The sequence below is a fragment of the Bradyrhizobium macuxiense genome (genome assembly GCF_007993935.1).
GTDB lineage: Bacteria > Pseudomonadota > Alphaproteobacteria > Rhizobiales > Xanthobacteraceae > Bradyrhizobium > Bradyrhizobium macuxiense_A.
On the sequence record NZ_VITY01000021.1, the window covers coordinates 86,663 to 108,206 of the forward strand.

General features: G+C 61.2%; 24 protein-coding genes. 8 read left to right on the forward strand and 16 right to left on the reverse strand.

The genetic code is table 11. From position 1 onward, the window contains the following. Window positions 1-298 precede the first annotated feature (298 nt). The gene (locus FBZ93_RS37490; RefSeq protein WP_146992532.1) at window positions 299-511 is read left to right on the forward strand and encodes a hypothetical protein; all 213 of its coding nucleotides are present in this window, start codon (window positions 299-301) and stop codon (window positions 509-511) included. 186 nt (window positions 512-697) lie between these two features. Beyond that, window positions 698-1,207: a lipocalin-like domain-containing protein gene (locus FBZ93_RS37495; protein ID WP_146992534.1), complete on the forward strand. Its 510-nt coding sequence runs from the start codon at window positions 698-700 to the stop codon at window positions 1,205-1,207. A 65-nt stretch (window positions 1,208-1,272) separates the two neighbouring features. On the opposite strand, the gene FBZ93_RS37500 is transcribed toward FBZ93_RS37495, so the two are convergent. From FBZ93_RS37500 to FBZ93_RS37520, 5 genes are all read right to left on the reverse strand, one after another. Then, window positions 1,273-1,767: a nuclear transport factor 2 family protein gene (locus FBZ93_RS37500; RefSeq protein ID WP_146992536.1), complete on the reverse strand. Its 495-nt coding sequence runs from the start codon at window positions 1,765-1,767 to the stop codon at window positions 1,273-1,275. A 111-nt stretch (window positions 1,768-1,878) separates the two neighbouring features. Next, window positions 1,879-2,874, reverse strand: coding sequence for a LysR family transcriptional regulator (locus FBZ93_RS37505; protein ID WP_146992537.1), 996 nt, complete (start codon window positions 2,872-2,874; stop codon window positions 1,879-1,881). An 87-nt stretch (window positions 2,875-2,961) separates the two neighbouring features. Further along, window positions 2,962-3,993 (reverse strand): MerR family transcriptional regulator, encoded by a 1,032-nt coding sequence (locus tag FBZ93_RS37510; protein WP_146992539.1) that lies wholly within the window; start codon window positions 3,991-3,993, stop codon window positions 2,962-2,964. 615 nt (window positions 3,994-4,608) lie between these two features. Next, complete coding sequence (locus tag FBZ93_RS37515) at window positions 4,609-5,406, reverse strand: DUF2927 domain-containing protein (RefSeq protein WP_146992639.1); 798 nt, start codon at window positions 5,404-5,406, stop codon at window positions 4,609-4,611. A 93-nt stretch (window positions 5,407-5,499) separates the two neighbouring features. Next, window positions 5,500-6,072, reverse strand: coding sequence for a L,D-transpeptidase (locus FBZ93_RS37520; protein WP_146992541.1), 573 nt, complete (start codon window positions 6,070-6,072; stop codon window positions 5,500-5,502). Window positions 6,073-6,297: 225 nt separating this feature from the next. Between FBZ93_RS37520 and FBZ93_RS37525 the strand changes: the two genes are divergently transcribed. Together FBZ93_RS37525 and FBZ93_RS37530 are read left to right on the forward strand one after the other, a co-directional pair. Continuing rightward, window positions 6,298-7,845 (forward strand): acetolactate synthase large subunit, encoded by a 1,548-nt coding sequence (locus FBZ93_RS37525; RefSeq protein ID WP_146992542.1) that lies wholly within the window; start codon window positions 6,298-6,300, stop codon window positions 7,843-7,845. Between the two features lie 138 nt (window positions 7,846-7,983). Then, complete coding sequence (locus FBZ93_RS37530; protein WP_146992544.1) at window positions 7,984-8,520, forward strand: hypothetical protein; 537 nt, start codon at window positions 7,984-7,986, stop codon at window positions 8,518-8,520. 363 nt (window positions 8,521-8,883) lie between these two features. Here the strand turns inward: FBZ93_RS37530 and FBZ93_RS37535 are convergent, their stop codons facing one another. Next, the gene (locus FBZ93_RS37535; RefSeq protein WP_146992546.1) at window positions 8,884-9,111 is read right to left on the reverse strand and encodes a hypothetical protein; all 228 of its coding nucleotides are present in this window, start codon (window positions 9,109-9,111) and stop codon (window positions 8,884-8,886) included. Window positions 9,112-9,295: 184 nt separating this feature from the next. Between FBZ93_RS37535 and FBZ93_RS40935 the strand changes: the two genes are divergently transcribed. Further along, the gene (locus tag FBZ93_RS40935) at window positions 9,296-9,436 is read left to right on the forward strand and encodes a hypothetical protein (RefSeq protein ID WP_157863344.1); all 141 of its coding nucleotides are present in this window, start codon (window positions 9,296-9,298) and stop codon (window positions 9,434-9,436) included. 57 nt (window positions 9,437-9,493) lie between these two features. Here the strand turns inward: FBZ93_RS40935 and FBZ93_RS37540 are convergent, their stop codons facing one another. Continuing rightward, window positions 9,494-9,865: a DUF4118 domain-containing protein gene (locus tag FBZ93_RS37540; RefSeq protein ID WP_146992548.1), complete on the reverse strand. Its 372-nt coding sequence runs from the start codon at window positions 9,863-9,865 to the stop codon at window positions 9,494-9,496. Between the two features lie 180 nt (window positions 9,866-10,045). Between FBZ93_RS37540 and FBZ93_RS37545 the strand changes: the two genes are divergently transcribed. Next, window positions 10,046-10,345, forward strand: coding sequence for a hypothetical protein (locus FBZ93_RS37545; protein WP_146992550.1), 300 nt, complete (start codon window positions 10,046-10,048; stop codon window positions 10,343-10,345). 508 nt (window positions 10,346-10,853) lie between these two features. Next, window positions 10,854-12,185, forward strand: coding sequence for a tyrosine-type recombinase/integrase (locus FBZ93_RS37550; RefSeq protein WP_146992551.1), 1,332 nt, complete (start codon window positions 10,854-10,856; stop codon window positions 12,183-12,185). Here the strand turns inward: FBZ93_RS37550 and FBZ93_RS37555 are convergent. From FBZ93_RS37555 to yhhA, 6 genes are all read right to left on the reverse strand, one after another. After that, a complete protein-coding gene (locus FBZ93_RS37555; protein WP_246667801.1) occupies window positions 12,172-12,438 on the reverse strand; it encodes a hypothetical protein in 267 nt (88 codons plus the stop codon). The genes FBZ93_RS37550 and FBZ93_RS37555 overlap by 14 nt on opposite strands. A gap of 210 nt (window positions 12,439-12,648) precedes the next feature. Continuing rightward, window positions 12,649-13,218 (reverse strand): hypothetical protein, encoded by a 570-nt coding sequence (locus FBZ93_RS37560; protein ID WP_146992555.1) that lies wholly within the window; start codon window positions 13,216-13,218, stop codon window positions 12,649-12,651. Beyond that, window positions 13,219-13,707, reverse strand: coding sequence for a GNAT family protein (locus tag FBZ93_RS37565; RefSeq protein ID WP_146992556.1), 489 nt, complete (start codon window positions 13,705-13,707; stop codon window positions 13,219-13,221). After that, window positions 13,704-14,642, reverse strand: coding sequence for a hypothetical protein (locus FBZ93_RS37570; RefSeq protein ID WP_146992558.1), 939 nt, complete (start codon window positions 14,640-14,642; stop codon window positions 13,704-13,706). The genes FBZ93_RS37565 and FBZ93_RS37570 overlap by 4 nt, the downstream gene beginning before the upstream one ends. 73 nt (window positions 14,643-14,715) lie before the next feature. Continuing rightward, entirely contained in the window at window positions 14,716-16,836 is a 2,121-nt protein-coding gene (gene yhhB, locus FBZ93_RS37575) for a cyclophane-forming radical SAM/SPASM peptide maturase YhhB (protein ID WP_246667809.1), read from the reverse strand. Between the two features lie 17 nt (window positions 16,837-16,853). Further along, complete coding sequence (gene yhhA, locus FBZ93_RS42045) at window positions 16,854-17,027, reverse strand: YhhA family cyclophane-containing RiPP (protein ID WP_433995476.1); 174 nt, start codon at window positions 17,025-17,027, stop codon at window positions 16,854-16,856. Window positions 17,028-17,171: 144 nt separating this feature from the next. On the opposite strand from yhhA, the gene FBZ93_RS37580 reads away from it, so the two are divergent. After that, window positions 17,172-18,275, forward strand: coding sequence for a glycosyltransferase family 2 protein (locus FBZ93_RS37580; protein ID WP_146992562.1), 1,104 nt, complete (start codon window positions 17,172-17,174; stop codon window positions 18,273-18,275). Between the two features lie 367 nt (window positions 18,276-18,642). On the opposite strand, the gene FBZ93_RS37585 is transcribed toward FBZ93_RS37580, so the two are convergent. Genes FBZ93_RS37585 through FBZ93_RS37595 form a run of 3 tightly spaced genes read right to left on the reverse strand, consistent with a single transcriptional unit; the run spans window position 18,643 to window position 21,385 of the window. Then, window positions 18,643-19,452, reverse strand: a complete 810-nt coding sequence (locus FBZ93_RS37585) for a hypothetical protein (protein WP_246667802.1) — start codon at window positions 19,450-19,452, stop codon at window positions 18,643-18,645. Window positions 19,453-19,483: 31 nt separating this feature from the next. After that, the gene (locus tag FBZ93_RS37590; protein WP_167529406.1) at window positions 19,484-20,320 is read right to left on the reverse strand and encodes a S1/P1 nuclease; all 837 of its coding nucleotides are present in this window, start codon (window positions 20,318-20,320) and stop codon (window positions 19,484-19,486) included. 54 nt (window positions 20,321-20,374) lie between these two features. Further along, the gene (locus FBZ93_RS37595) at window positions 20,375-21,385 is read right to left on the reverse strand and encodes a DUF3616 domain-containing protein (RefSeq protein WP_146992565.1); all 1,011 of its coding nucleotides are present in this window, start codon (window positions 21,383-21,385) and stop codon (window positions 20,375-20,377) included. Window positions 21,386-21,544: the final 159 nt, after the last annotated feature.

Below are 21,544 nucleotides of genomic sequence, written 5' to 3' on the forward strand. Positions count from 1 at the left end.
GCATCATATTGATTCCGCCGCATCGGTCTGTCCCCCTGATTGGGGACAGCCGGGCGGCCAGAACCGCCGTTGCCCGAAGCGTCCTGAACCTCGCGTTTACCAATCCCCTAAAGGCCGCGGGAACCAGTTTCCCTAATCGGGCGGCAATCTCCGCCTGTTATCCAGGGATCGGAAAAGGGAGTACGAACCATGTTCAGCATTGTTCGGATCCTCGTCTTGATCGCATCAGCGTATGCGGGATCCGTGGTAGCGGAAGTGCAGTTTGACGGCGCGCCGCCGTCGCCAGCGGTCGACGTCCATGAGTGAACCTCATCCGATCGCGCCCGAGCACGCGCGCGCCATCTGCGACGAGATTGGCGAGAGGCTGCGCTATGCCCTGCGCGGCGATTACGCCGATCTGCCGCCAAGGCTGCGCGAACTCATGGACGAATTGTCGCTGCAGGATTGCGAGGCGCCATCGCTGGTGCCGGCTATGGCCGACATGATGCGGCCGCTGGTCGTCGCAGCCTAGGTCTTGGCTCATCGATAAGCTGCTGATGGTCTCATCTTGACCAGAGCGGATATCGCAGCGGCGCGGAATGCGCTTTGATCCGACGCATCTTCCAAGCGAACGCGCGCTACGTCGTAGTAGCGGTTTGTGCTAACGTTGGATGACTGCGTACCTGACCGATTGGCTTCGATCTTCTCTGAGGCATCAATGACCTTGCGCGCGATTCTTGCAGCATGCTCGATGGCAGCTCTTGGAGTTCTCACGATGGCATCCGACGTGCTGGGCCAAAAGCAATCTTTCAAAGAGCAGCTGGTGGGGACCTGGACCCTGCTCTCCTGGGAGCAGAAGAAGGCTGATGGCACTACGCTCGAGCATTATGGGAAGGCTCCAAAGGGCATCGCCTTCTTTGATGCGGATGGACGGTACATCATCACGGTGATGAAGTCGGATCGCGCCAGGTATGCGAGCAATGCCCTCAGGCAGGGCACCCCTGAAGAATACAAGGAAACTGCCGAGGGCACGATAACCTACTTCGGGACCTATTCGGCGAACGAGGCCGATAGCAGCATCTCGATCCACGTCGAGGGCAGTTCTTTTCCGAACTGGAATGGTTCAGATCAAAAGCGCTTTGTCGCGATTGCGGGAAATCAACTGACGCTGACTGTCCGTCCCCCGGGCGGCGATGTCGTTGAAGTGATTTGGACACGGGCAAAGTGATCGAGCCGGGTCGATCCGCTTCCGAGCCCCGAGCGGATCTGCCGTCGGTCGTCTCCGCTCGCCAACTATTCGAGCCGAAAGGCGTCTTTCACGGGATAACCCAGATTCACGCCTATCTTCCAGGCGCCATCTATCTTGCTCAGCAAATAGGTCCCGCCCGATCTGTTGAGTTCGCTGCCGTCCGCCTTGTAACGCGCGTATGTGCCGCCTGCGATGGCGTGTGCGGGGCCAAGGAGCTTTACTCCGAAATCAATCCATTCAGTTTTGGCGTAGCCTTGATTCACCGCCGCGTCGCGATACTTCTTGTACCAATCTAACGCCTCATCCTTTGTCGCGAAGGACGTGAAACCTCGCGGTCCTGCGGTGACGAATGGAGTACTGATGATCTGCGCCACGGCAGCCATGTCGCCGCGGCTGTATGCCTCAAAATATTCGTGCATCAGCCTGTCGATTGCACTCCTATCTGTGGCTGGATCAATGGACTGAGCGCGCGCAGCAAGCGGGATTAACATCAGCGCGGCGGCGATTGTCAGCGTGATTTTCTTTACCAGCGGCGTCATGGCCGTGCCCCCTTTCTCAGCGGCGCGCTGACCAATGGAACTGCGGTCCGGGACCCCTGGTCCGCAATCCACACCGGGCCGGAGAACACCGTCGGGCCTCAGCGCGCCGCGTCACACGTTCTTCGCGACCTTCCTGGTCCGTGTCGGGCCGGCGCCGGCGATTGCCGGCTTGATATTCCACACTGCGCGCACGGCGGCGAAGGCGTGGGCGATCACCGGCTCCTGGCGGCGGGCGGCGAGGCTGACGAAGGAGAGATCGCAGGTCAGCTTCACCTTGTCGGCGACCACGAACTGATGCGGGCGCGCCATCCGCGGCGCCAGCACGCTGTCACGCGCGAGGCTGAGGCAGAGACCGGATTCGACGAAGTCGATCATCGCCTCTTCCTGGTCGGTGTAGCCGATGCGCTTCGGCAAGGCGCCGAGCGGCCGGAAAATGTCGTCGAGCAGCCGCCGGTGACCGGAATGCGGCGGTGTCGCGAGCCAGGGCAGCTCGGCGAGCTCCGCCCAGCCCTTGCCGATGACCCGGTCCCGCCAGCCGATCGGCGCGATCACGCGGTAGTCGTAGCAGAGCAGCGGCGCCAGCTGGTAGCGGCCGTCGGCAATGGTCCGCTCGGCGAAGCTGTGATGGACGAGGTGCTCCTGCGGCGTGGCGTCGACGTAATAGCCGACGTCGAGTTCGCCCCTGCCGATCTGTGCCAGCACGTCGTCGCTGACGCCATGGCGCAGGAAGACCTCGGTGCGTTGCGAGGACATCGCAAGGCTGCGCACGAACGGTCCGAGCCGGGTGAATTCGGGGTCGAGGATGGTGCCGACGCGCAGCGTGCCGCGCTGCGCCTCGTTCAACGAATCCGCCATCGCCTTGAAGTCGGATGCCGCCGCCACCGCCCGGTGCGCCAGCGGCAGCAGCGCGGCGCCGGCCTCGGTCAGCGTGAAGCCGCCGGGTGTGCGGTTGAACAGCTGCAGTCCGGTGCTTTCCTCGAGCGCCTTGAGTTGCAGGCTGACCGCCGGCTGGGTCAGTTTCAGCATCGCTGCAGCGCGCGATACAGTGCCCTCACGGGCAACCGTGATGAAGCAACGCAAGGCCTGGGTACGGGGAAGCTCGGTCATCGCGTGTGCTTATAGCACACTTTTCCTGAGCGCATCCGTCCTGCGTCATGCATTGTCATATGATGATAATACAACCCATGCGAGAAGTCAGGATGGCAGCCGCGCCACCATGCCTTCGGTTCGCGCGCGCACCTCCGGCGAGGCGAGGCAGGTCGCAACCGCTTCATAGCCTGCCGCACCGGGAATGGGCCTGACGCAGATCGGCAGGCTGTGATTGGCCGGGCACAGGATGATCGCTTCGTCGTCGCCGACGGCGTCGAGGTCCAGGATCGCGCTTGAGCGCGTCAGGAAGAACTGTGGCCGCGCCTGCGGTCCACGGCGGCGCAGATGCGCGATCACCGCCTCCTGGCTGGCCGCATCGAGCCCCTGCTCGAGCATGTCGATCACCGGGATCGCGCCGTCGTCGGCCTCGAGCCATGCGAGCAGGGTGGTGAGCGCGGCAGAGTCCACGGCGCCATCTGCCAGCAGGACGGCAAGGCTCGCCTCGACCCTCGCCTTGTGCGCCGGGTCGGCGTCGAGCCGCGCGCGAACCGCCGCACCGCCGTCGGCGGCACGGTCCAGTCCGACGAAGCTGGCGCCGGGCAGCGCTTCTGCGAGCCGCTGCGCAAGGCGCGTCTTGCCGCTGCCGAGCGGGCCGACGATGTAATTCAGCGATTTGACGTCGCGCAGCTCGAAGCGCTCGCCGCCCCACGGCCATGGCAGGTCGAATGCGACGCGGAGTGCCGGCCGTGCCCTGACCGCACCGATGAGGTCGCGCGTCGCGGGCATTTTGCCGCGGCCGAGGTCGGTGCGCAGCCGCCGCACCCGGGCGATGCTGTCGCCGCAGTGGCGGATGCGTGCTTCGAGCGTGGCCTCGTGCGCGGCCAGCACGCGGCCGAGGATGGCGGCGTCGCCGTTCAGGATCCGCGCCACCTCTCCGACACTGAGGCCGAGCGCACGCAGCTCGACGATCTCGGCGCAGCGGGCCATCTCGGCCGGACCATAGGCACGCCATCCCGCCGGTGTGCGGCCGGGCGCGATCAGGCCGCGCTCCTCGTAGAGGCGCAGCGCTTTCGCCGAGATGCCGAGCTGCCGTGCAGCTTCGGACGGGCTGAGGAAACGGGCAGCAGGAGCATTCATCGAATCACCTCGCGTCGTCTGACCGCGCCTCTATGGAGGCGGCCGCAGGGGCAAGGTCAAGCGGGGAGGGGGGCTGTGCTGAATCCGGTGGGGTGAGCACGCTTCCCAGGCTCCCTCTCCCACGCAACCGGGGTCTACCCCGGTTGCGCGTCATAAGTTTGCGCAAGTCGGGCAGGCCCGACTTGCGGGCGGGAGAGGGTGGGGAGAGGGTGTGCCCCGGGCGAGACGATCGATGAGGGCACAGCTCTCGCAAGTTTGTTCGCTTTTCGCTTTGACAGATACGGATAGCGCACGTCGCGTGGCACCCCTCTCCCCAACCCTCCCCCGCAAGGGGGGAGGGAGCCCTGCCGCCGGTGCTCACCTCGCGCGCCAATCACCGAGTTGCCCGACAGCGCAGGCCCCTGCATGGGAATGTTTGATCCATCAGCCGTGCAACATATTCGATGTCGTCCCTGCGAAAGCAGGGACCCATAACCACGAATGGCGATTGGTGTGCGACGCTAAAACGACGAGTCCTTTCAACAACAGCCGCCGCGGCGTATGGGTCCCGGCCTTCGCCGGGACGACAGCTGTGTGTGCCGCGAGCGTGTGCGCCGATCGCGGGCGCAGCCACCATCACTCCAGATGGTTCACCTTCGCCACCCAGGCGCGGACGTCGGTGAGCACGTCGGGCAGCGCGGCCTTGACCTCCTGCACGTTCATGCCGGGCTTGATGCGGGGGTCGTAGAGCAGATTGAGCAGATATTGGTCGTAGACGTCGAAGAAGCCCATCGAGACGCTGTCGTTGAACATGGTCCACGGCACCGTCGCGGTGTCGTTGATCGGGCCGAGCGATTGCAGCAGCTCCTCATAGGCGCAGTCGAGGAAGACGAAGTCGCCATTGTCGACGGTGAGGATGACGTCGGAATGCTCGATCTCGTAGTTCTCGTTCTTGCGGAAGCCGGACAGGCATTGCGGGTCGAGCGAGGAGCGGATCTCCTTGGCGCGCTCCTGCCCGTAATAGGTGGCGATCGTGCGGTTGAGTTCGCGGTCGCGCACCATCTTGACCACGACATTGGCCGTGTCGTGATTATCGGTCATCGCGATGTCGAGATGCTGCACCTTGCTGCGGATGTCGGCGACGACCTTGGCGAGCTGGGCCTTGCGGTCGGCGCGGTTGCCGTCGGCAAACACGCGCACCGCCCTGTCGTATTTGCGGATGCGGTCGACCCGTCCGGCGAGATGATATTCGGCGCCGAACGCGGTCTTCAGGAAACCCTCGACGATCTCGGCGTCGGTGAAGGCCTTCTTCTCGTTGCGCTGGCGCGCGACGATGGCCGGCACCTCGGCAGCGGCAGGCACGGGGATTTCAGTGAGGCAAGCGGCGAGCGTTGCGGGGAGAAGGAGCAGGATCGAAGGGCGGTGCTGGGACATCATGACAACGCTGCCGCAAGGTGTGCGGCAGCGCAAGGCGGGATCGGCGAACTTGCCGGATGGCGGCGCCCGATTCCGTTGAAATCGCCGCGATCAGTTCTTCACCACGACGGTGGCGCCGACCGAGACGCGATCATAGAGGTCCTTGACGTCCTCATTGGTCATGCGGAAGCAGCCGGACGAGACCGCTTGTCCGATCGTCTCCGGCTCGTTGGAGCCGTGAATGCGGTACAGCGTCGAGCCGAGATACATCGCCCGCGCGCCGAGCGGATTCTCGATGCCGCCGCCCATGTGGCGCGGCAGATCGGGGCGGCGGCGCAGCATGTCCGAGGGCGGCGTCCAGGACGGCCATTCCTTCTTCGCACTGATGCGGTGCACGCCGCTCCAGCGGAAGCCGTCGCGGCCGACGCCGATGCCGTAGCGCAGCGCCTGGCCGTTGGCCTGCACCAGATAGAGCCGGCGCTCGGCGGTGTTCACCACGATGGTGCCGGGGGCGTAGTTGGTCGGGTAGTCGACGGTGGTGCGCGGGATCGGGCTTGCGCCACCGCCGCCGAAGAAGCTCGGGGCTTCGGACTGGTAGCCACGGGAGTCGAAGAACTGAGCCTGGGCCTGGCCGGCACCTGCCAGGATCGTGAGCGCGGCAAACATCAAGGCAAACGGGCGCATGGTCGTCGTCCTCGCGAACAATCAAATATGTGCTCAGACAGGCCACAATTACCGGCGTTTCGCAAGCGACGAAGCCGTGACCTTAGGCACTTTCCGGCAACACGGTTTAAAAAGGCAACAGACCGCAGGCGATACCAGCATTGTCCGGCCAAACCTTTGACGAAGCGGATGAAGAATGGTTGATCTGGAGCGGCCACAAGAACATCTCGAAACGGGAGCGAGAGCATGAACGGTGCGGAAAGTCTGGTACGGACATTGGTCGCGGGCGGCGTGGATGTCTGTTTTACCAATCCGGGCACCTCGGAGATGCATTTCGTCGCGGCGCTGGACAAGGTCCCGGGCATGCGCTGCGTGCTCGGCCTGTTCGAAGGCGTGGTGACCGGCGCGGCCGACGGCTATTTCCGCATGAAGGGAACACCGGCCTCGACCTTGCTGCATCTTGGGCCCGGCCTCGCCAATGGCCTTGCCAATCTGCACAATGCCAAGAAGGCGCATTCCGGCATCGTCAACATCGTCGGCCAGCACGCCACCTACCACATCGGCTACAACGCGCCGCTGACATCGGATATCGAGGGCCTGGCGCGGCCGATGTCGTCCTGGGTACGAACGTCGCCGGATGCCAAGTCGGTCGCGGCCGATGGCGCGGCGGCGATCGCCGCGGCAAAGAGCGCGCCGCCCCAGATCGCAACGCTGATCCTGCCGGCCGACACCGCCTGGAACGAGGCCGACGGCATCGCCGAGGTGCCTGTCGATACGCAGCGCCCGAGCTACTCGCCGCAGGCGGTCGACACCGCGGCGAAGATCCTGCACGGCGATGCCGCGCACACGCTGCTGCTGGTCACCGGCAGCGCGCTGACCGACCACGGGCTGGCGCTCGCCGAGCGCATCGCCGGCAAGACCGGCTGCACCGTGATGGGCCAGACCTATCACCCGCGCATGGCGCGCGGCCGCGGCCGCTTCTCGATCAACCGCATCCCCTATGTGATCGAGCAGGCGCTGCCGATCCTGAAGAATTTCCGTCACATTGTACTGGTCGAGGCCAACGATCCGGTGGCGTTCTTCGCCTATCCGAACAAGCCGAGCATGCTGAAGGCGGAAGGCTGCGAGGTGCATCGCATGACCGCCTGGGGCGAGAATTCGGTCGCAGCCCTCGAGGCGCTGGCCAATGCGCTGCATGCGACGGCGCAGGACGTCAAGCCGCAGCAGCATCCCGAACTCGTCAAGCCGACCGGCGCGCTCAACCACTCGACGATCGCGCAGGCGATCGCCTGTGCGATCCCCGACAACGCCATCATGGTCGATGAATCCGTCACCACCGGCCGCGGTTTCTTTCCGCCGACGGCGGGGGCTGCGCCGCACGACTGGCTGCAGAACATGGGCGGCTCGATCGGCTTCTCGACGCCGGTGGCGACCGGCGCTGCGGTTGCCTGTCCGGACCGCAAGGTGATCTGCATGGTCGGCGACGGCAGCGCGATGTACACGATCCAGTCGCTGTGGACGCAGGCGCGCGAGGGGCTCAACGTCGTGACCATCGTGTTCGCCAACCGCATCTACCAGATTCTGCGTGGCGAGTTCGACGGCGTCGGCGCCGGCGAGCCGGGCAAGCGCGCGCAGGACATGCTGAAGATCGATCGGCCGACGCTCGATTTCGTGGCGCTCGCGAAGGGCATGGGCGTGCCGGCGGTGGCGGTCACATCAGCGGATGAGTTCAACAAGGCGCTGGCGAATGCCGTCGCCGAGCCGGGCCCGCGGCTGATCGAAGTGCAGATGTAGCACGCATGATTTGAAAAGGCCGCGGCGGCGGTAGTGCATGATCCGGAAAAGTGTGAAGCGGTTTTCCGAAAAGATCATGCTCAAAAGAAGCTAAAGTGCGATGAAGCTCATCGCGCTTTTGTCCAGTCGGAGGCGCCAATGCAGACCGAGCTGAACAAGGTGATCGCCGCCGTGCAGGAGTTTTACGCGCAGGAGACGTTCCTGCTGGAGCGCGATCTCGGCGAGCGAACGCTCACTCACCGGCTGGCGGTCTATGTCGAGCGGCAGTTCTCCGGCTGGCAGGTCGATTGCAACTACGATCGGCTCGGCGAGCGCACGCTGCGGCTGCCGCGCGGCTCGGGGAGCTCGACCGATGACCATCTCGGCAAGTCGATCTATCCCGATATCGTCGTGCATCAGCGCGATATCCCGAACAATCTGCTCGCCATCGAGCTGCGCAAGGACAGCAATCACCAGCCGCTCGAGCACGATCAGCGCAAGCTGGCCGCGCTGACCGATCCGAACGTGTGGTTTGCCTATGCGATGGGCGTGCTGGTGATCGTCGGGCAGGACGGCGTGAGCTTTTCCGAAGTCTATGCCGGCGGCACGATCGACAGCGCCGCGTCGCGCTGGTTTGCCGAGCGCGTGCAAGAGAGCGGGCTCGCGGCACGGCACGACAATGGCGCTCCGCGTTAAGCCTATCGACGATTCTCGCTGCGGATTGCAGTGATAGCCCGTTTGGATCATGCGTCGCCGCTGCACGCACGGCAGAACAGAAGGTGCGGGAGGTGGAGCAATTCCTGGAGCCGGTGGTCATTTTTCAGAACGATCCGATGGCGGTGCGGATTATCGGCTCTGCGCCTCTTTCGCTCCCCCTCCCGCACTTCAATTCGCTGGCCCAGCTCACTGGTCCAAGCTCTACTGTTTCAAGCCGGCGGCGCAGCTGAATGCGACGTCAAAGGCCGAGGCAGCATCCGCACCGAGACAGTAAAAAGGCCGCCTTCGGGCGGCCTTTTCCGTTTCGTCTTGTCCGTGATCGCGGTGTGCGATTGTTTCTGTTTATTGCTTGGTCGCATCGTCGCCGGTCGCGGCGGCGCCTGTCTTGGCTTTCGATTTCTTTGCGGTCTTCTTCGCTTTCTTCTTCGGCGCCATCTTGGTCGCCTCGCCCTTGGCCGCCGTGTCGCCGCTTTGCGCCGCAGGGGCCGTGGTGCCGCCTGCCTTGTCCTGCGCGAGTGCAGCGGACGAGACGAAGGCGAGGGCGGTGGCGGCGAGGATCAGTGTTCGCATCGGATGGTTCTCCCAAGTTGGTTTCCGGCGCCCCTCAACGGGACAGAATGTCGCAGGTTCCGCGAGCCCGATCAGCAGTCCGTGAGCTCAGCGTGATCGGCCCCCCCCCCCGGTGCGATCCGGGCGGAACCTGGAACCGGGAGCTGCGTTATGTCGCCGGGCAGGAGTTCCGAGGAGAGACGCCATGCGCTGGCGGTCGATGACGGAAACCACCAATACGGTGCTCGACACCGCCCCGGAGAACACGTTCTACGCGGTGGGCTGGACGGTCAGCGGCGTGGCGACGCTCGCCACCATCGTCGCGGTCTGGATGTTCGGGATCTGAGGGCAGGCGTTTCGCGCCGGCGTTCGGCTTGCGACCCGCCGGCGAGCGGTTGCGTGTCTACTTTCGCAGGATGACCAGCGCTTCCCGATAGAGCTGCGAGAAACACACCAGCAGCGCGCTCGACAGCAGGAACATCGCCATGCTGTCGTAATCGGCGGCGGTCGGCCAGGCGAACTCGAAATAGGGCGGCATGAACGCCCACCAGACGATCGGAACCGTGATGATCGTGGCGAAGGCGCCGGCCGGCGCGCCGCCCATCAGGCCGGCGATCAGGATCGCCGGCACGAAGCCCGCGAAATAGAGTTGCATACCGAAGCTTGCGAACATTTCCTGCGTTGCGGTGGCGAGCACCACGGCCAGCAGGGCGACGACGAACGTCGACAAGGACCAAGGCCGCAGCTTCAGAATGTAGTCGTTGCCCTTGCGCATCGAGACTTCCCGGCCTCCGCGAGTTCCGGGAAGGTAGCCGAGGAGGCCTGCAAACAAAACCCCGTAGGACTCCGTGGAGGGCAGGGTCTGCTCGATACAGTGAAAAGGAACCGGCCCGGTCAAGCCCCTGCCGCATTGTCGCGCTTATTGCACCGCGGCGGGTGATGGTGGGACAGCGCAATGCTGGAAATTCTGATTGTCGTTGTCGTCACCGGGATCGGGTTCGTAGCCGGGTACGGCGTCCGCGAGCTGATCTCGCGCCACCGACGGCGGTCTTCCCCGCGCGTTCGCGCGCCGCGGCTTCGGGCCGCGAATGACGACACGTCCGCCCGCGGCTGGTATCGGCCGACCGGCACGCAACCCGCCGATCAGGCCACCCCGCCATCCGACGAACTCGACGGCGCCGTGCGCGATCTGCTCGGCGAACTCAGCCGACGCACCGCCAACCCGTCACCCGCCCCGCACCGCCGCCGGCAGTGAGCCGGAATGCCGGCCGCATCGCACGCGCGTCGGCACCTTTGCATGGGGTTGTTTTCGACATTTTGGATGAGGCGGTCCCGAACGGCGCCAGAATGTCGACAATCGTCCGCACCCGGCGATTTGGGAAGGGGAATGGTGGACGCACAAGGGATCGAACCTTGGACCTCTCCCGTGTGAACCACAATATGTAGATCTGGCCCGACCACGCCCGGCCACAGTTTTGTCTGAATAATCCATTTTATTACAGTGGATTGTGTTCGATTTGACCCCAGTAGGCCATAAGCGACCATACTGCATTTTGTGTGCCCCTGTTGTGCCCACCACAGATTTTCCCGTGGGGCACACAATTCGGGGAAGCGTCTGTGCCTCGGTTATTCTCGAAGGCACCGTCCTTCCACGCTCGTGTGCCCCGGGGGCGGAAAAGCGAAGAAAATCAATGGTGCTTTCCCGCTGCTTGAATGATCTGGGCGCCCACGGGGGCACACCGTGACGAGGAGCGTAGGGATTCATGCCTGAGCCGAGCAACCAACTGACACTCACCGACGCGGTGATCCGCAGCGCCACGATGCCACCCGGAAAGGCGCAGCATTATCTCCACGACGATAAGCTGCCCGGCCTCGCGCTGCGCATGCGCGCTACCGGCGGCCGGACTTGGGTTTACCTCTTCACCAAGCCGGGGGTGAGGGGCACCCAGCGCAAGACGCTCGGACCATGGCCCAAGTATAATGAGAAGGTTGCACGCAAGGCCGCCACTATTGCCGCTGGCGACGTGTTCAAGGGCACGGACCCTAATGACGCGAAACGAGAGGCGAGGCGGCAACAAGTGGCTGAGAAGCACCGCACAACGCTGGCAGACCTCATTGTTGAGGATAGTCCCTACCAGACGTCCTTGACCGGGCGCCAAGTCGTCAACTGGAAGCCGGCCATGTCGGCGTTGCGGCGTGGACTCAAGGAGCACGCCGAGGGTGGTGTGGGTGAGCTGACGCGACGGCAAATTATGGCTGCAGTCGACCGAGTCGCCAAAACCGGAAAGCGTGGCGCGGCCAAGGACCTGCGCAAGCATACCCACACATTCCTCGAATGGTGTGTTGGCGAGGGTTATGTCGACCACAATGTACTTGCCGGCTATCGCGAGCCCAAGGAAACCCGCGCGCAAAGGGTGGGACGCAGAACGAGGGGCCGCGCCCTGACTGACGAAGAAATCATCAAGGTCTGGCATGCATCCGGCAAGCTCGGCACGTTTGGGCTGCTGACGAGGATGTGCCTACTCGGTGGCCCGCGCCGGAGCGAGCCAACCATGATCGAATGGCAAAAGCACATCATGGATGACCGCATCACCTTCGATGCGGCCTGGACCAAGATGGGTTTGCACCACGATGTACCGCGCTCTCACCTTGTTGATGAGGTGCTCGCGGGCGCGAGGCATTTCCAGCGCGCGACGTCCGACTATGTCTTCCCCTCGCCAAAGACCGGCGGCCAGATGTCGGGCTTCACCAAGATGGTCGACCGTTTGGTCAAAGAGGCTGGTGTCGCCAAGTTCACTATGCATGACTTGAGGCGCAGTCTGCGTACCATCATGTCGCGCTGCGGCTACGACAATGAGATCCAGCGCCTGTGCGTCGGGCAAAAGCCAGGCGGTATCGATCAGGTCTACAATCACGACGAACGGTGGATCATCCGCAAAATGGCATTCGAAGCAGCTCATGACTACATCGCGGAATTGATCGGCGCGATAAGGGTTGGCAAAGTCGTGCGCCTGCAGCGGACGAATCCGCTTGATCCGATCAAGGCCGAACTGCTCGGCCGTCTCCGGGAACACTATGCGGCTAAGATGGCTTAGTGGTTTTGTCGCATCCGGCCAAATAGTCGCGGACAGCGTCGACACGATAAAGCGGGCGGCCGTCGACGTAGCGCCATTTCAGCGGGTGGTTCGGATCGCGCCGCCATTGCTCCAGCGCTCCAGGCGTGCGTCGGATGATCGCGGCCGCCTCTCGTGCGGTCAAATTAGAGCCGCCCGGCAACGTATCGATATCGAACGTCGCGGGCGGCGGCATGCCACGGTTCTCACGATTACGCTTCGTGGCACTCGGCATTTTGCTAGATCCTGCGAATTCAACTGACTCGATCCGAGTCTCTTCGTCCTTGCTGCACATGCCTTCGTCTTGAGTTTTGATGGGCCTAAGGCAATGAAATCCTAGGCCGATCCAGCAAGAAAGAATCAAGTGCGCACGTACGGCTGTTGGCTAGGCGTGGCGTATGAATAGGACGAATTGGTTCGATTGGTCTGGGACGCCCGGGAGCGCTTAGTCCTTAGTACCAGCCGACCTGCGGCCGCGGAATAGCTGCAGCACGCCATCAATTGGAATGGCTGGATAGCCGTGGCGCAGAAGCGATTGCCACAGCTGCATGGCCATCCGCAGCGAAGCGTGGCAGCGTGGTGAGCAAGGAAGATGGCTAATTAAACCTTTGCCATCCGTGTAGCCTCGCGGGTCTATTGCGCGGAACAATCCGTCGAATGAACGCCGACGAAGTGCGAGTGCCCATTTCTCAAGCCCCTCATCTCCGAAGGAAGCAGCCTTCAGGCAGCAGCAATGCGGGTAGCCCAAGGCCCGACCCAGATGATACGTGTGAGCAACTGGACTGCGATCAATAGCTAATATGTGCCGACTCAACGCCGGCGAATCCGAGATCACCACGAATCCATCAGGATCATTTATTACGTGCAGCCCGCGACGACGAATCCAACGAATACACTCGGCCTGCTTGGGCCCTTCGTGCAGAAGCAATTGGGTACGGATCGCGGGGCGAATACCAAAATGCAGGTGGAGCAAGTCAATACGCGCCGATGGCTTTAGTGCCACGGGAATACTCATCTACTTGGCCGCTTCTCTCCGCCTTACCATGATTAGCTGTTTAACGCCCGGAATGCCGGCATCCACAAAACCTGCTTCCTCCGCCGCGCGTCGAGACGCAACGTTCGACTTTCGCATGTGCGCATAGATCGGGTCGTAGGTGCTTGCGTCGCTTGCGAGCCGGTAGCCTATACGCCCAACATGTCGACCCTGGCTGATCTCGTTGAGATAAATTTGTATTGAGGCGTGCTCTCCTATTGGCTCCTCGTCGATCCAGTTGATAAATACGATGCCGGCGCGCTTGCCCTTGAGCTCAATTCGCCAAGCTTCGCCTTTAGGTCCGCCCCCGCGTCCCGTCGCTCCCTTTGTTCGTACGATCGCGACATCTTTCGGATCGACTGGCGACGCACTGCGCGATCTCTTGGGTGCAGGTTTCGGTGTTGGACGCCTTGGCGCGCGCCGTTTAGAAGTGGTCCTCTTTTTCGTGGTCTTCGCTTTTTTGACCATCATCGGAGCTTCTCCAACAGTGGTCGGAGACGAGCATCGGCGGCTGACCAGAATTCGGCGGGGAAAAAGCCTGGCGAGAAGGAGACGGACACGTCTGATATGCCGTTTAAAACTCGCTCATCGTGAAGTATGCGTCCGACGCGATCAATCTCTTGAAGGATCTCTTCGGCTGGTGGATTCAGTGCTTCCGCGCGCTCGAGCCAAGCGTTGTCACCGTCGTATCGATTATTGAAATAGTCCATGTCGATGTGGACCAGGATGGGTGCATCAGCTGGAATGTCGGCAAGAAGGACCTCGGGATCGTTAGTCGCGAGATAAATGTTGGCACCGTCCCGACCAGTCCTGGGGACCGGTTTGACCGCAGGACGTGAGGCTGTGGGATCAAGTAGAGTATCCCGTTCGTGATATCGCTCGATCTCATACTTGCTGGTCGATCGTACTTTTGGCGGTTGGCAGAAATGCCGGACGTCCAGATGGTCGAACGTGTGAAATAGCAGGGTGAAGAAGCTTCCCATTCCGATTGCGCCGCTGTCGATCGCGTCGAGAATGGTGTTCGGCTGCCGGATATCGACCACCTTGCCTGCTATGGCATCGACGTAACCAGTCTCTGTCGCGAAGAGCCGAGGGCTGCCGAAGTCGCGGTGATCGTCGAAATGTAGAAGGGTTAGCTTTTGTCCCGGTCGGCGAGGATTCTGATTGAGCCACTGCGCCCAACTGTACAGGGTCCAAGTATCGTACAGTGACGTCAGGATATAGCGGTCTCGGCGACGAGACATTGCCATCGTGCCTGGCGATACGGTTGAATCCCACCAAGCGAGCCCATCCAATAACCTTGGGTCTACATGCCGGTCTGTGGAGGTCGGCCAGTACAGCGAGACCTCCCAGTTGTCACCAATTAGCGTCGCGTCAGCATCTTTGTCACAGAAATAGTCTCTCAATGCGCCGTGCCGAGCGGTCGTCGATCCCGGAAGACGGTCTTTCGGGATCCGAAAAATCGGTGTGGACCTTCCTTTAGGTGACTCTGGCACGGTCGAGTACCTGTGCAAGGGTACGGCCCGCCTCGGTCAATGGGCAACCCATCAATGTCTCCATGCCGACGGCGAGGTGTCGATCGGTGTCAGCTAATTGATTTATCGCGCGATTGTGAAGGCGCGCAGGACCGCGGTCGCGAACATGCTGCCAGAATCTGCGGAGCTCAACGAAGACAAATATCGCATGCAGCAAGCCGCTTGGGGGTCTCAAGTCCTGGCGCCAAGGCGAGACCACCTTGAGGCTGTTCGGTTGAACCATCGGGAATAACCGCTCCAGCAGATAGAGCTTCTGGTGTCTGTATTCATGCACCAGGGAGTCGGCCAAATCATAAGCGTCGATGAATCCTTCGGCCTTGGTAACCGATACGTACAGCGCTCCAGGTACCGTGTTGTCGCTGAAGGATACGATCTTGTCAGGGTGGGCACCTGGATCACGCACCAACTGGATGGATCGGCAAATGCTCACAATCTCTGTTGCGATTGCAGGACGCCATTGGTGGATGATCGCCAGGGCATGATCGACGAGCGCCTGTGCATTTAAGCTAACATCCGGCGGCTCAAATGCGATAGCGGTGCCGAATGGTTTCCGCAGCCACTCATCATCTTGAGCTATCTCAATTCCGGATTCCGAAGAAGTCAAAAAGCCTACGAGTTCACCCGCAGTTGGTGTAAGAGGAGAACCGTCGACCGAGAATACGGGTCGTTTTGCGATAGCCGCCCACATCGCTCGAGTCCATGCAACCGTGGCGGGGCGCAGGGATACTTTGCGAACTTCTTGTTCGTCGAGCATCCTGAACTTGGTTGCGACTTCTTCGTCGATTAGACTATCGGCGCGAAGACGCTCGACCAGATCCGAGAGCTCCCTTGACTGGGCAGCACCTGCTGAATCGACCAAACCGCTGACGCAGGCAGGCGAGGTCTCTGCGAGCTCGAACTCTTCGAGCGAGAAGCTTGGAAGCCCGATATCTCTCCGTTCTCCTTCGCTCGAGCCGAGCGCCTTTGCAAGACGTTGCCGAATATGGGCGATTAGGCTCTGCATCTCTCCGCAATAGACGGTGGGATTTCGGAAACCGTTTGACCCGTAGCGATGGGGGAGTGACCCTCCGCCACAGATGTCGACTTCGACGCACTTTTGGCAGGTGTCGGACAATCCCTCCTTCCGGAGGAGCCCCCTATGGGCCTCGATGGCCGGAGAAGCAGCGATCGCGGCGACTGATGTGTTCGCCAGATCTTCGCCGAGGCTGGTTGCTCCATCGCGGGTGATCTTGAGAACATCGAGATCATGGTAAGATCCGTCGGTTTCGATTGTGAGCAGGCTCACGTCTCCGAGGCCGAATGCATCGGTCCTGGACGGTAATCCAGCAGCTGCGTCCAACAAAGCATCGAATGTCCGTATCGGGAGGGTGGAGTACTCGTCGAACCAGGTATCAAAAGCCTGCTTAAGCCACGCAGAAAAGATGTCGGGGTCTTGTTCTCGGAACGGTGGCTGGCGGAGGTGATTCGCATCCGGAAGGAGGAAATCCAGCCTGGGAACTTTGTGCTCCGCGAAGAACGCAAGAAGCTCACTCGGCGCGAAGTGCGGGTCAATCACCGCAATAACGCCGGCGAAGATGGAACGATGCTCGTTCAGAAGTTTCAGCGCCTTCATGGTCCGCACGAAAGACGAGCGTCCCTTTCGGGTCACGCGGTGCCGATCGTTAACCTCCCGCGGCCCGTCCAGGCTCAACGAAATAGCGATATTCTCGCTCTTCAGAATATCGATTGCGTCTTCTGTGAGTAGCAGCCCATTCGTTTGCAGGCCAAAATCTACCCGTGTTGCCGGCTCGAGAGCGGCGCGGATTGCCTTGGCGAACGCTGATAGCTCTGACGCTCCCAGCAGCAGCGGCTCGCCGCCGTGGAAGATGACCAGGCAGTGCTCTAATTCAACTTCCTTAGCGTATTCGGCCAAACGGCAGACAAACTCTGCCTGATTGTCGCCAGACAAAAGTCGCGGCAGTGAACGCCACGACTGATCAGCGTGATGATAGACGTAACAATACTCGCAATCGAGATTGCAACGGGACGCGACCTTGACCAGAAACGATGTGAACCTGGCCCCCACCAATCCAGCCGTTCTCCCTACGAACGGCTGTGACGGTGATGCATGCGATCGTAACTCGTGATTACTTCGCTGGCCTCTGCCGTCTCAAGAACACGCGCCTGAAGCCGCTGCAGCGCGGGATTCGAAAACGTTGATTTCAAAACGGCGCCACGAAGGTCCGCCGCTTGAGAAGTTTCTTCCCTAATCGACACGATTCATTCTCTCCCTCTTGGAATTGCTAACATAGGTAGTAATTTTTTGGGAATCAACTGGCGAATTCACCATTCAGACCTGGTCGGCTCAAACGGCTTCGCCGTGCGGCCAGGCTTCGAGCAGATAGGCAGGAGTCCAAAGGCATGCTTCACGCGCCAGTTGAGCTAGTTGTCCTCGTACTGCCCTGCCTCAACGAAGAGAAGACGCTTGCCGCGACCTGCAATTCGCTTGGTTTCGGCCTTGATGGCCAAAATCAGCCGGCCAACGCCGTCCTGGTTATGGTGGATAATGGATCTGTCGACGACACGCCAAACATCATGTCGCAAATCCGTTTTCGGTCGCCGGCTCATACGGTGATCATCCGACATGAAGCAGAACGAGGATACGTTCCGCCCCGTCGCGCTGGGATAGCCTTCGCACAAGAAATAGCGCAAGAGCGCCATGTCTCTGATCAGAAAACGCTTATTGTTCAAGTGGATGCCGACACCGAGTATTGCCCATTCTATGCTGACCTGCTGAGAGCGGCGGCCGACCGTGTCGGCGAGAACGTCATGCTAGAGGGACTGTCCCTGCGTCCTCTCGATTTTCCGGCAAGGTACCCGGCCTATGTAGGCGCAGTTGAGCAGACCGATCGGCCACTCTTCCCGCACATGGTCGACGAGGCGCACGACATTTTAATCGACGATAAGTTATCATCTTTCCGATTGAGCGACTATTTCTTGTGGGGCGGGCTGCACCGAGAATACCTGCCTTCTGGTCTTGAAATACACGCAGAGACTTCGCGATTATACATTAGGGCGCGATTTCGGAAGGCGCGCAAGGAATTCATCGCTCAAGCATATGCTAGGCCCTCTCACAGAAGGCTCCTTGAAGATCCACTGGCGATTTTTGCCTCAGCCGGCTTTCCACGCGAGCCGGGCTGGGACACCTGGTGGCGTGTGGGTGCTGCGCCGCAAGATGCCGCTTCGATAGATTTGTCGCAACCTATCTGGAAATCGGCGGTCGCGCTGCGCAGGGCTCACCAGCTGCTACTTCAAGCAGCACTACCGTTGCACGTGTGTCGGTTGACAGATAAGGCATCAAACCTCGGCGCGCAGTTTGCGCGATTCGAGTCGATTTTAGAACATTTCGATGATCTGACGGCGAACAGCCTTTTGGAGCACCCGGGGCTACTTTTTGCGCGCGGCTTCGAACTGCTCGATTCCGAACGAAGCGTCGAGCGGCTTAACGCCTTGGTCGTCAACTAGGCGCTTACCAGCGAAGATGTGAGTAGAATTAGGTCGCTTGCTCGGTTGGCCGCGGCTTCGTGCCTCCAACGGTTTCCCGCTAGCGTTCGGTCTGGAGCGCTCTGTTGCCTGCCACCTCATAAAGAGAGGCCGTCAAGTAATAGCCTCATCGGCTCAAACGGCGCGTCGGCGACCGCGTTTGTCGAAGTCCCGGCCTCCAAGGACAACGAGATCTATGTCGACTTCAAGATAGGTGGCCGTTCTCTCGACACGCTAAGCGCGCCTCTTTGGAGCATATTGGAGCGACTCGGAACTCCTCTGCATCCGACCCGGTGACGATCAGTTTCCAGCGCTCTCGGGAAGCTTACCTTCTAAGATTGGGGACGTTTCATTTCTTAGGCAAAAGGCACTGTCCTTCGTTGCCTGTCGCGGTGAATGCGTCGAACAGGCCAGGGGCTACGCTCGTGCCGTTGAACATGACGGCGATCTGCTTTGCGATGCCAAAGGCATCCTCGCCCTCTCTCTTCGCCGTCCGCTTGGCATTGATCGTCCGCACGATGTTCCATTCGTCGTGAGACCCGAAGCTGAAAGCTACGGACGCGCGGAGCCCGTAATAGTTTCGGAAGTCCGCCTTTTTGATTTCAGCTAGCTTGCTGTCGGTTTTGGCGAGCTCCTCGTAAAAGCGTTCCAATTTCTCCAGATCGGCTCGGCCGTCAAAGGAAAAAAAATATGCAAAATCGGAAGGTCCCGCGAAGTATATGAAATCGAAATCGCGGCCGAAGCCGTCGGTGCCTTCGAGGACGCGCGTCCACATCAGCATATAGTCCTCGCCTTTCGCGGTCCCGGGCAGTGAAAACTCCTTCGCGGCGGTGTTCAGGAGCCACAGGGACCGGGGACCGAAACGCTCCTCAACCCGCTCTTTCGTCTGCGCCGCTATCTTGACGTTGACGGGAAGATAGCTGCCTTGAATGGTTGAAATCGGAATGCTGAGATATCCGATGGCTTTCCCCTGTTGACGCTGCGCGGAGATGCGGGCGCGGATTTCGTCGACGCGGGTAGCGATGACGCTTTTGAGGTCGTTCTGAACGCAGTAGCAGAGCGCGTTTGGCGTGCATTCGGTGGAGGTTTCGGCGCGAGCGGTGGTGGCGGTCGCATATGCGGTCAGAGCCGCGACTGCGATCATGTTGCAAAGCTTCATTCCGGGCTCCCATGCATGTCGGGTCCAAAAATCAGGGACAAGTGGTTGTCGGTTTAAGCGTATCCTTCAAATACTTCGCGAGCCGAATGCCGGCGACAGCAAGCTGACGGTCCACAACCGGCAGCGCCGTAGTATAGTAATTCATCTCCAGCGCGCTGCCGTCCGGAATCCGGTAAGCGGTCTCCCGCGCAAACTGGTGCGCCTCAAGCGCCCAGTCGACCGGGGATCCGGCGTCAAGGCCTGTCACGTCGCGTCCGGGAAACCACGTCGTTTCGAGCCGGGTGACGTGCGCGCCCCAAGCGAAGACCGTGTGCATGATGATGTCGGTATCCCAGATCGCATGCAGCTTCACATTCTTGCCGAAAAACGTGACGACGACATCGTTTCCGCCATGGTCGTTGTGGTCGGTATCGTGCAGCGGCTGGTGAATGTCGCCGATGAGATGAACGAGGAATTTGAGCGCCTGCGCGCGCTCGGCCGGCGTTTTCGCGCAGTCGGCGAGGAGAACCCGGTTTCGCTCGATCGCGTTGATGATGCATTCGCCGTTTTTAGGGTCGGGCTTGCAGTCGACCTGCGGATCGTAGGTGCCCCGTTCCAGTGGAATGTTGACGAAATGCCAGTTGCGGGTCTCGTCATGCTCCGCCCGGTAGTCGTCGGCCCAGCTGGCGATTGACGCCAGCGATACGTTTGTATCCTGCGTTGCTCCCGGAATCTCCGACTTAAGTAATAACCGAATTTTTTCAAGGGTCGGCGGGTCGAGCCGATGCTCCGCAAGCTCGGCGACGATGGAGTGACCCTCCTGACCCCAGGCGAAGGCCTGTTCGCAGGGCAGCGCGAGCGCTAGGATTGCTAACCAGATCGTTTTCATAGCTCCTCCGGGGCGTGACATCCGATAATTTTCACTGTGAAAGTTGCGGCGGCATCACGGGGCCTCGATCTCAACCGGCGTCGGCGCACCCTCCTTTTCACTGTCGAAGAGGATCAGGACGCGCAGCCCGGATGGGGTTCGGTCCAGCGGCAGGAGACCCTCGGGCTTCCGCGCGGGATCGAAGGAAGACAGTTCGGCGAGCATCCGGACATTCTCGCTTTCTCCGTCCCAGGCGTAGACCGCATACGCGCCGGGTCCGTTCTTGACAGGCCCCGCGAGAATAAGAATGCCACTCTCAAACACCGCGAGGTCGCGCACGCCGCGGCCGTCTCCCAAAGGCAGCCGGAAAACCTGGTGGTTCGTTCCTGATCCGCCGAACAGGGTATCGAGACGGACCGACAGAACGACGGCGCGGTTGCCGTCCAGAACCGGGCCGCGAAAGCCGGCCAGCAGCAAGAGATCATCCTTGATCGCGACGCCTTCGATCGTCAGACCATTGTTTTCTAGCCGCTGGTCCATGAAAGGAGCAAGCAGAGGCTCCGCCGTGATGATCTCTCTCAGCCTCGGCGTGCGCTCGATCTCCGAAGCAGTGCCGTCTTCGCCCGTGGCACGGAAGCGGACGATCTGGCTGCTTGCGGAGATCCGCGCCTTGATTTCTTCAGCCCCCAGCTTGCCTTTCTTGTCTCGCGGATGCCCGTGTGAGCCCATCACGTAATAGCGGCCGCCGGCAAAGGCGACGCCTTCGCCGTCAAGCTCAAGCGCCTCGCCCTCGAATTTGTCGCCGATCAGACTGACCGTGCTGCCCGCAACGAGTTCTCCGTCGGTAACGGTGACGAATTGCGCGTCCTGCACGTTGTCGTCGATGACAAGGCAAGAACGCGGAAACCCCTGCGCGGCCGCGCAGGCGACGCCGCTGACATCCTTGGCCTTGCCGCCGTCCTTTCCGAGTAGCTTGTGTTTGACCGGCCAGGCGTCTCCGCTTTCGCCGAAAGCAGACTGCATCCACCCGGCCGCGACAAGGCCGAGAAGCAAAGCGCAAGTCCTGCTCATCCTGGCAAAAGTCATCAGCGCGTTGCTCTCGACTGGCGGCGGCTCACGCAGAAACACAAACGGTGATCGCCATTAATGCTGAGAAGAGACGACTTTCCGTTGGTGGACTCCGACAATCCTGCGTGAGCGTATAAGTCGTTCGAATCCATTGAAAAACTTTCAGGAGACCAAAGT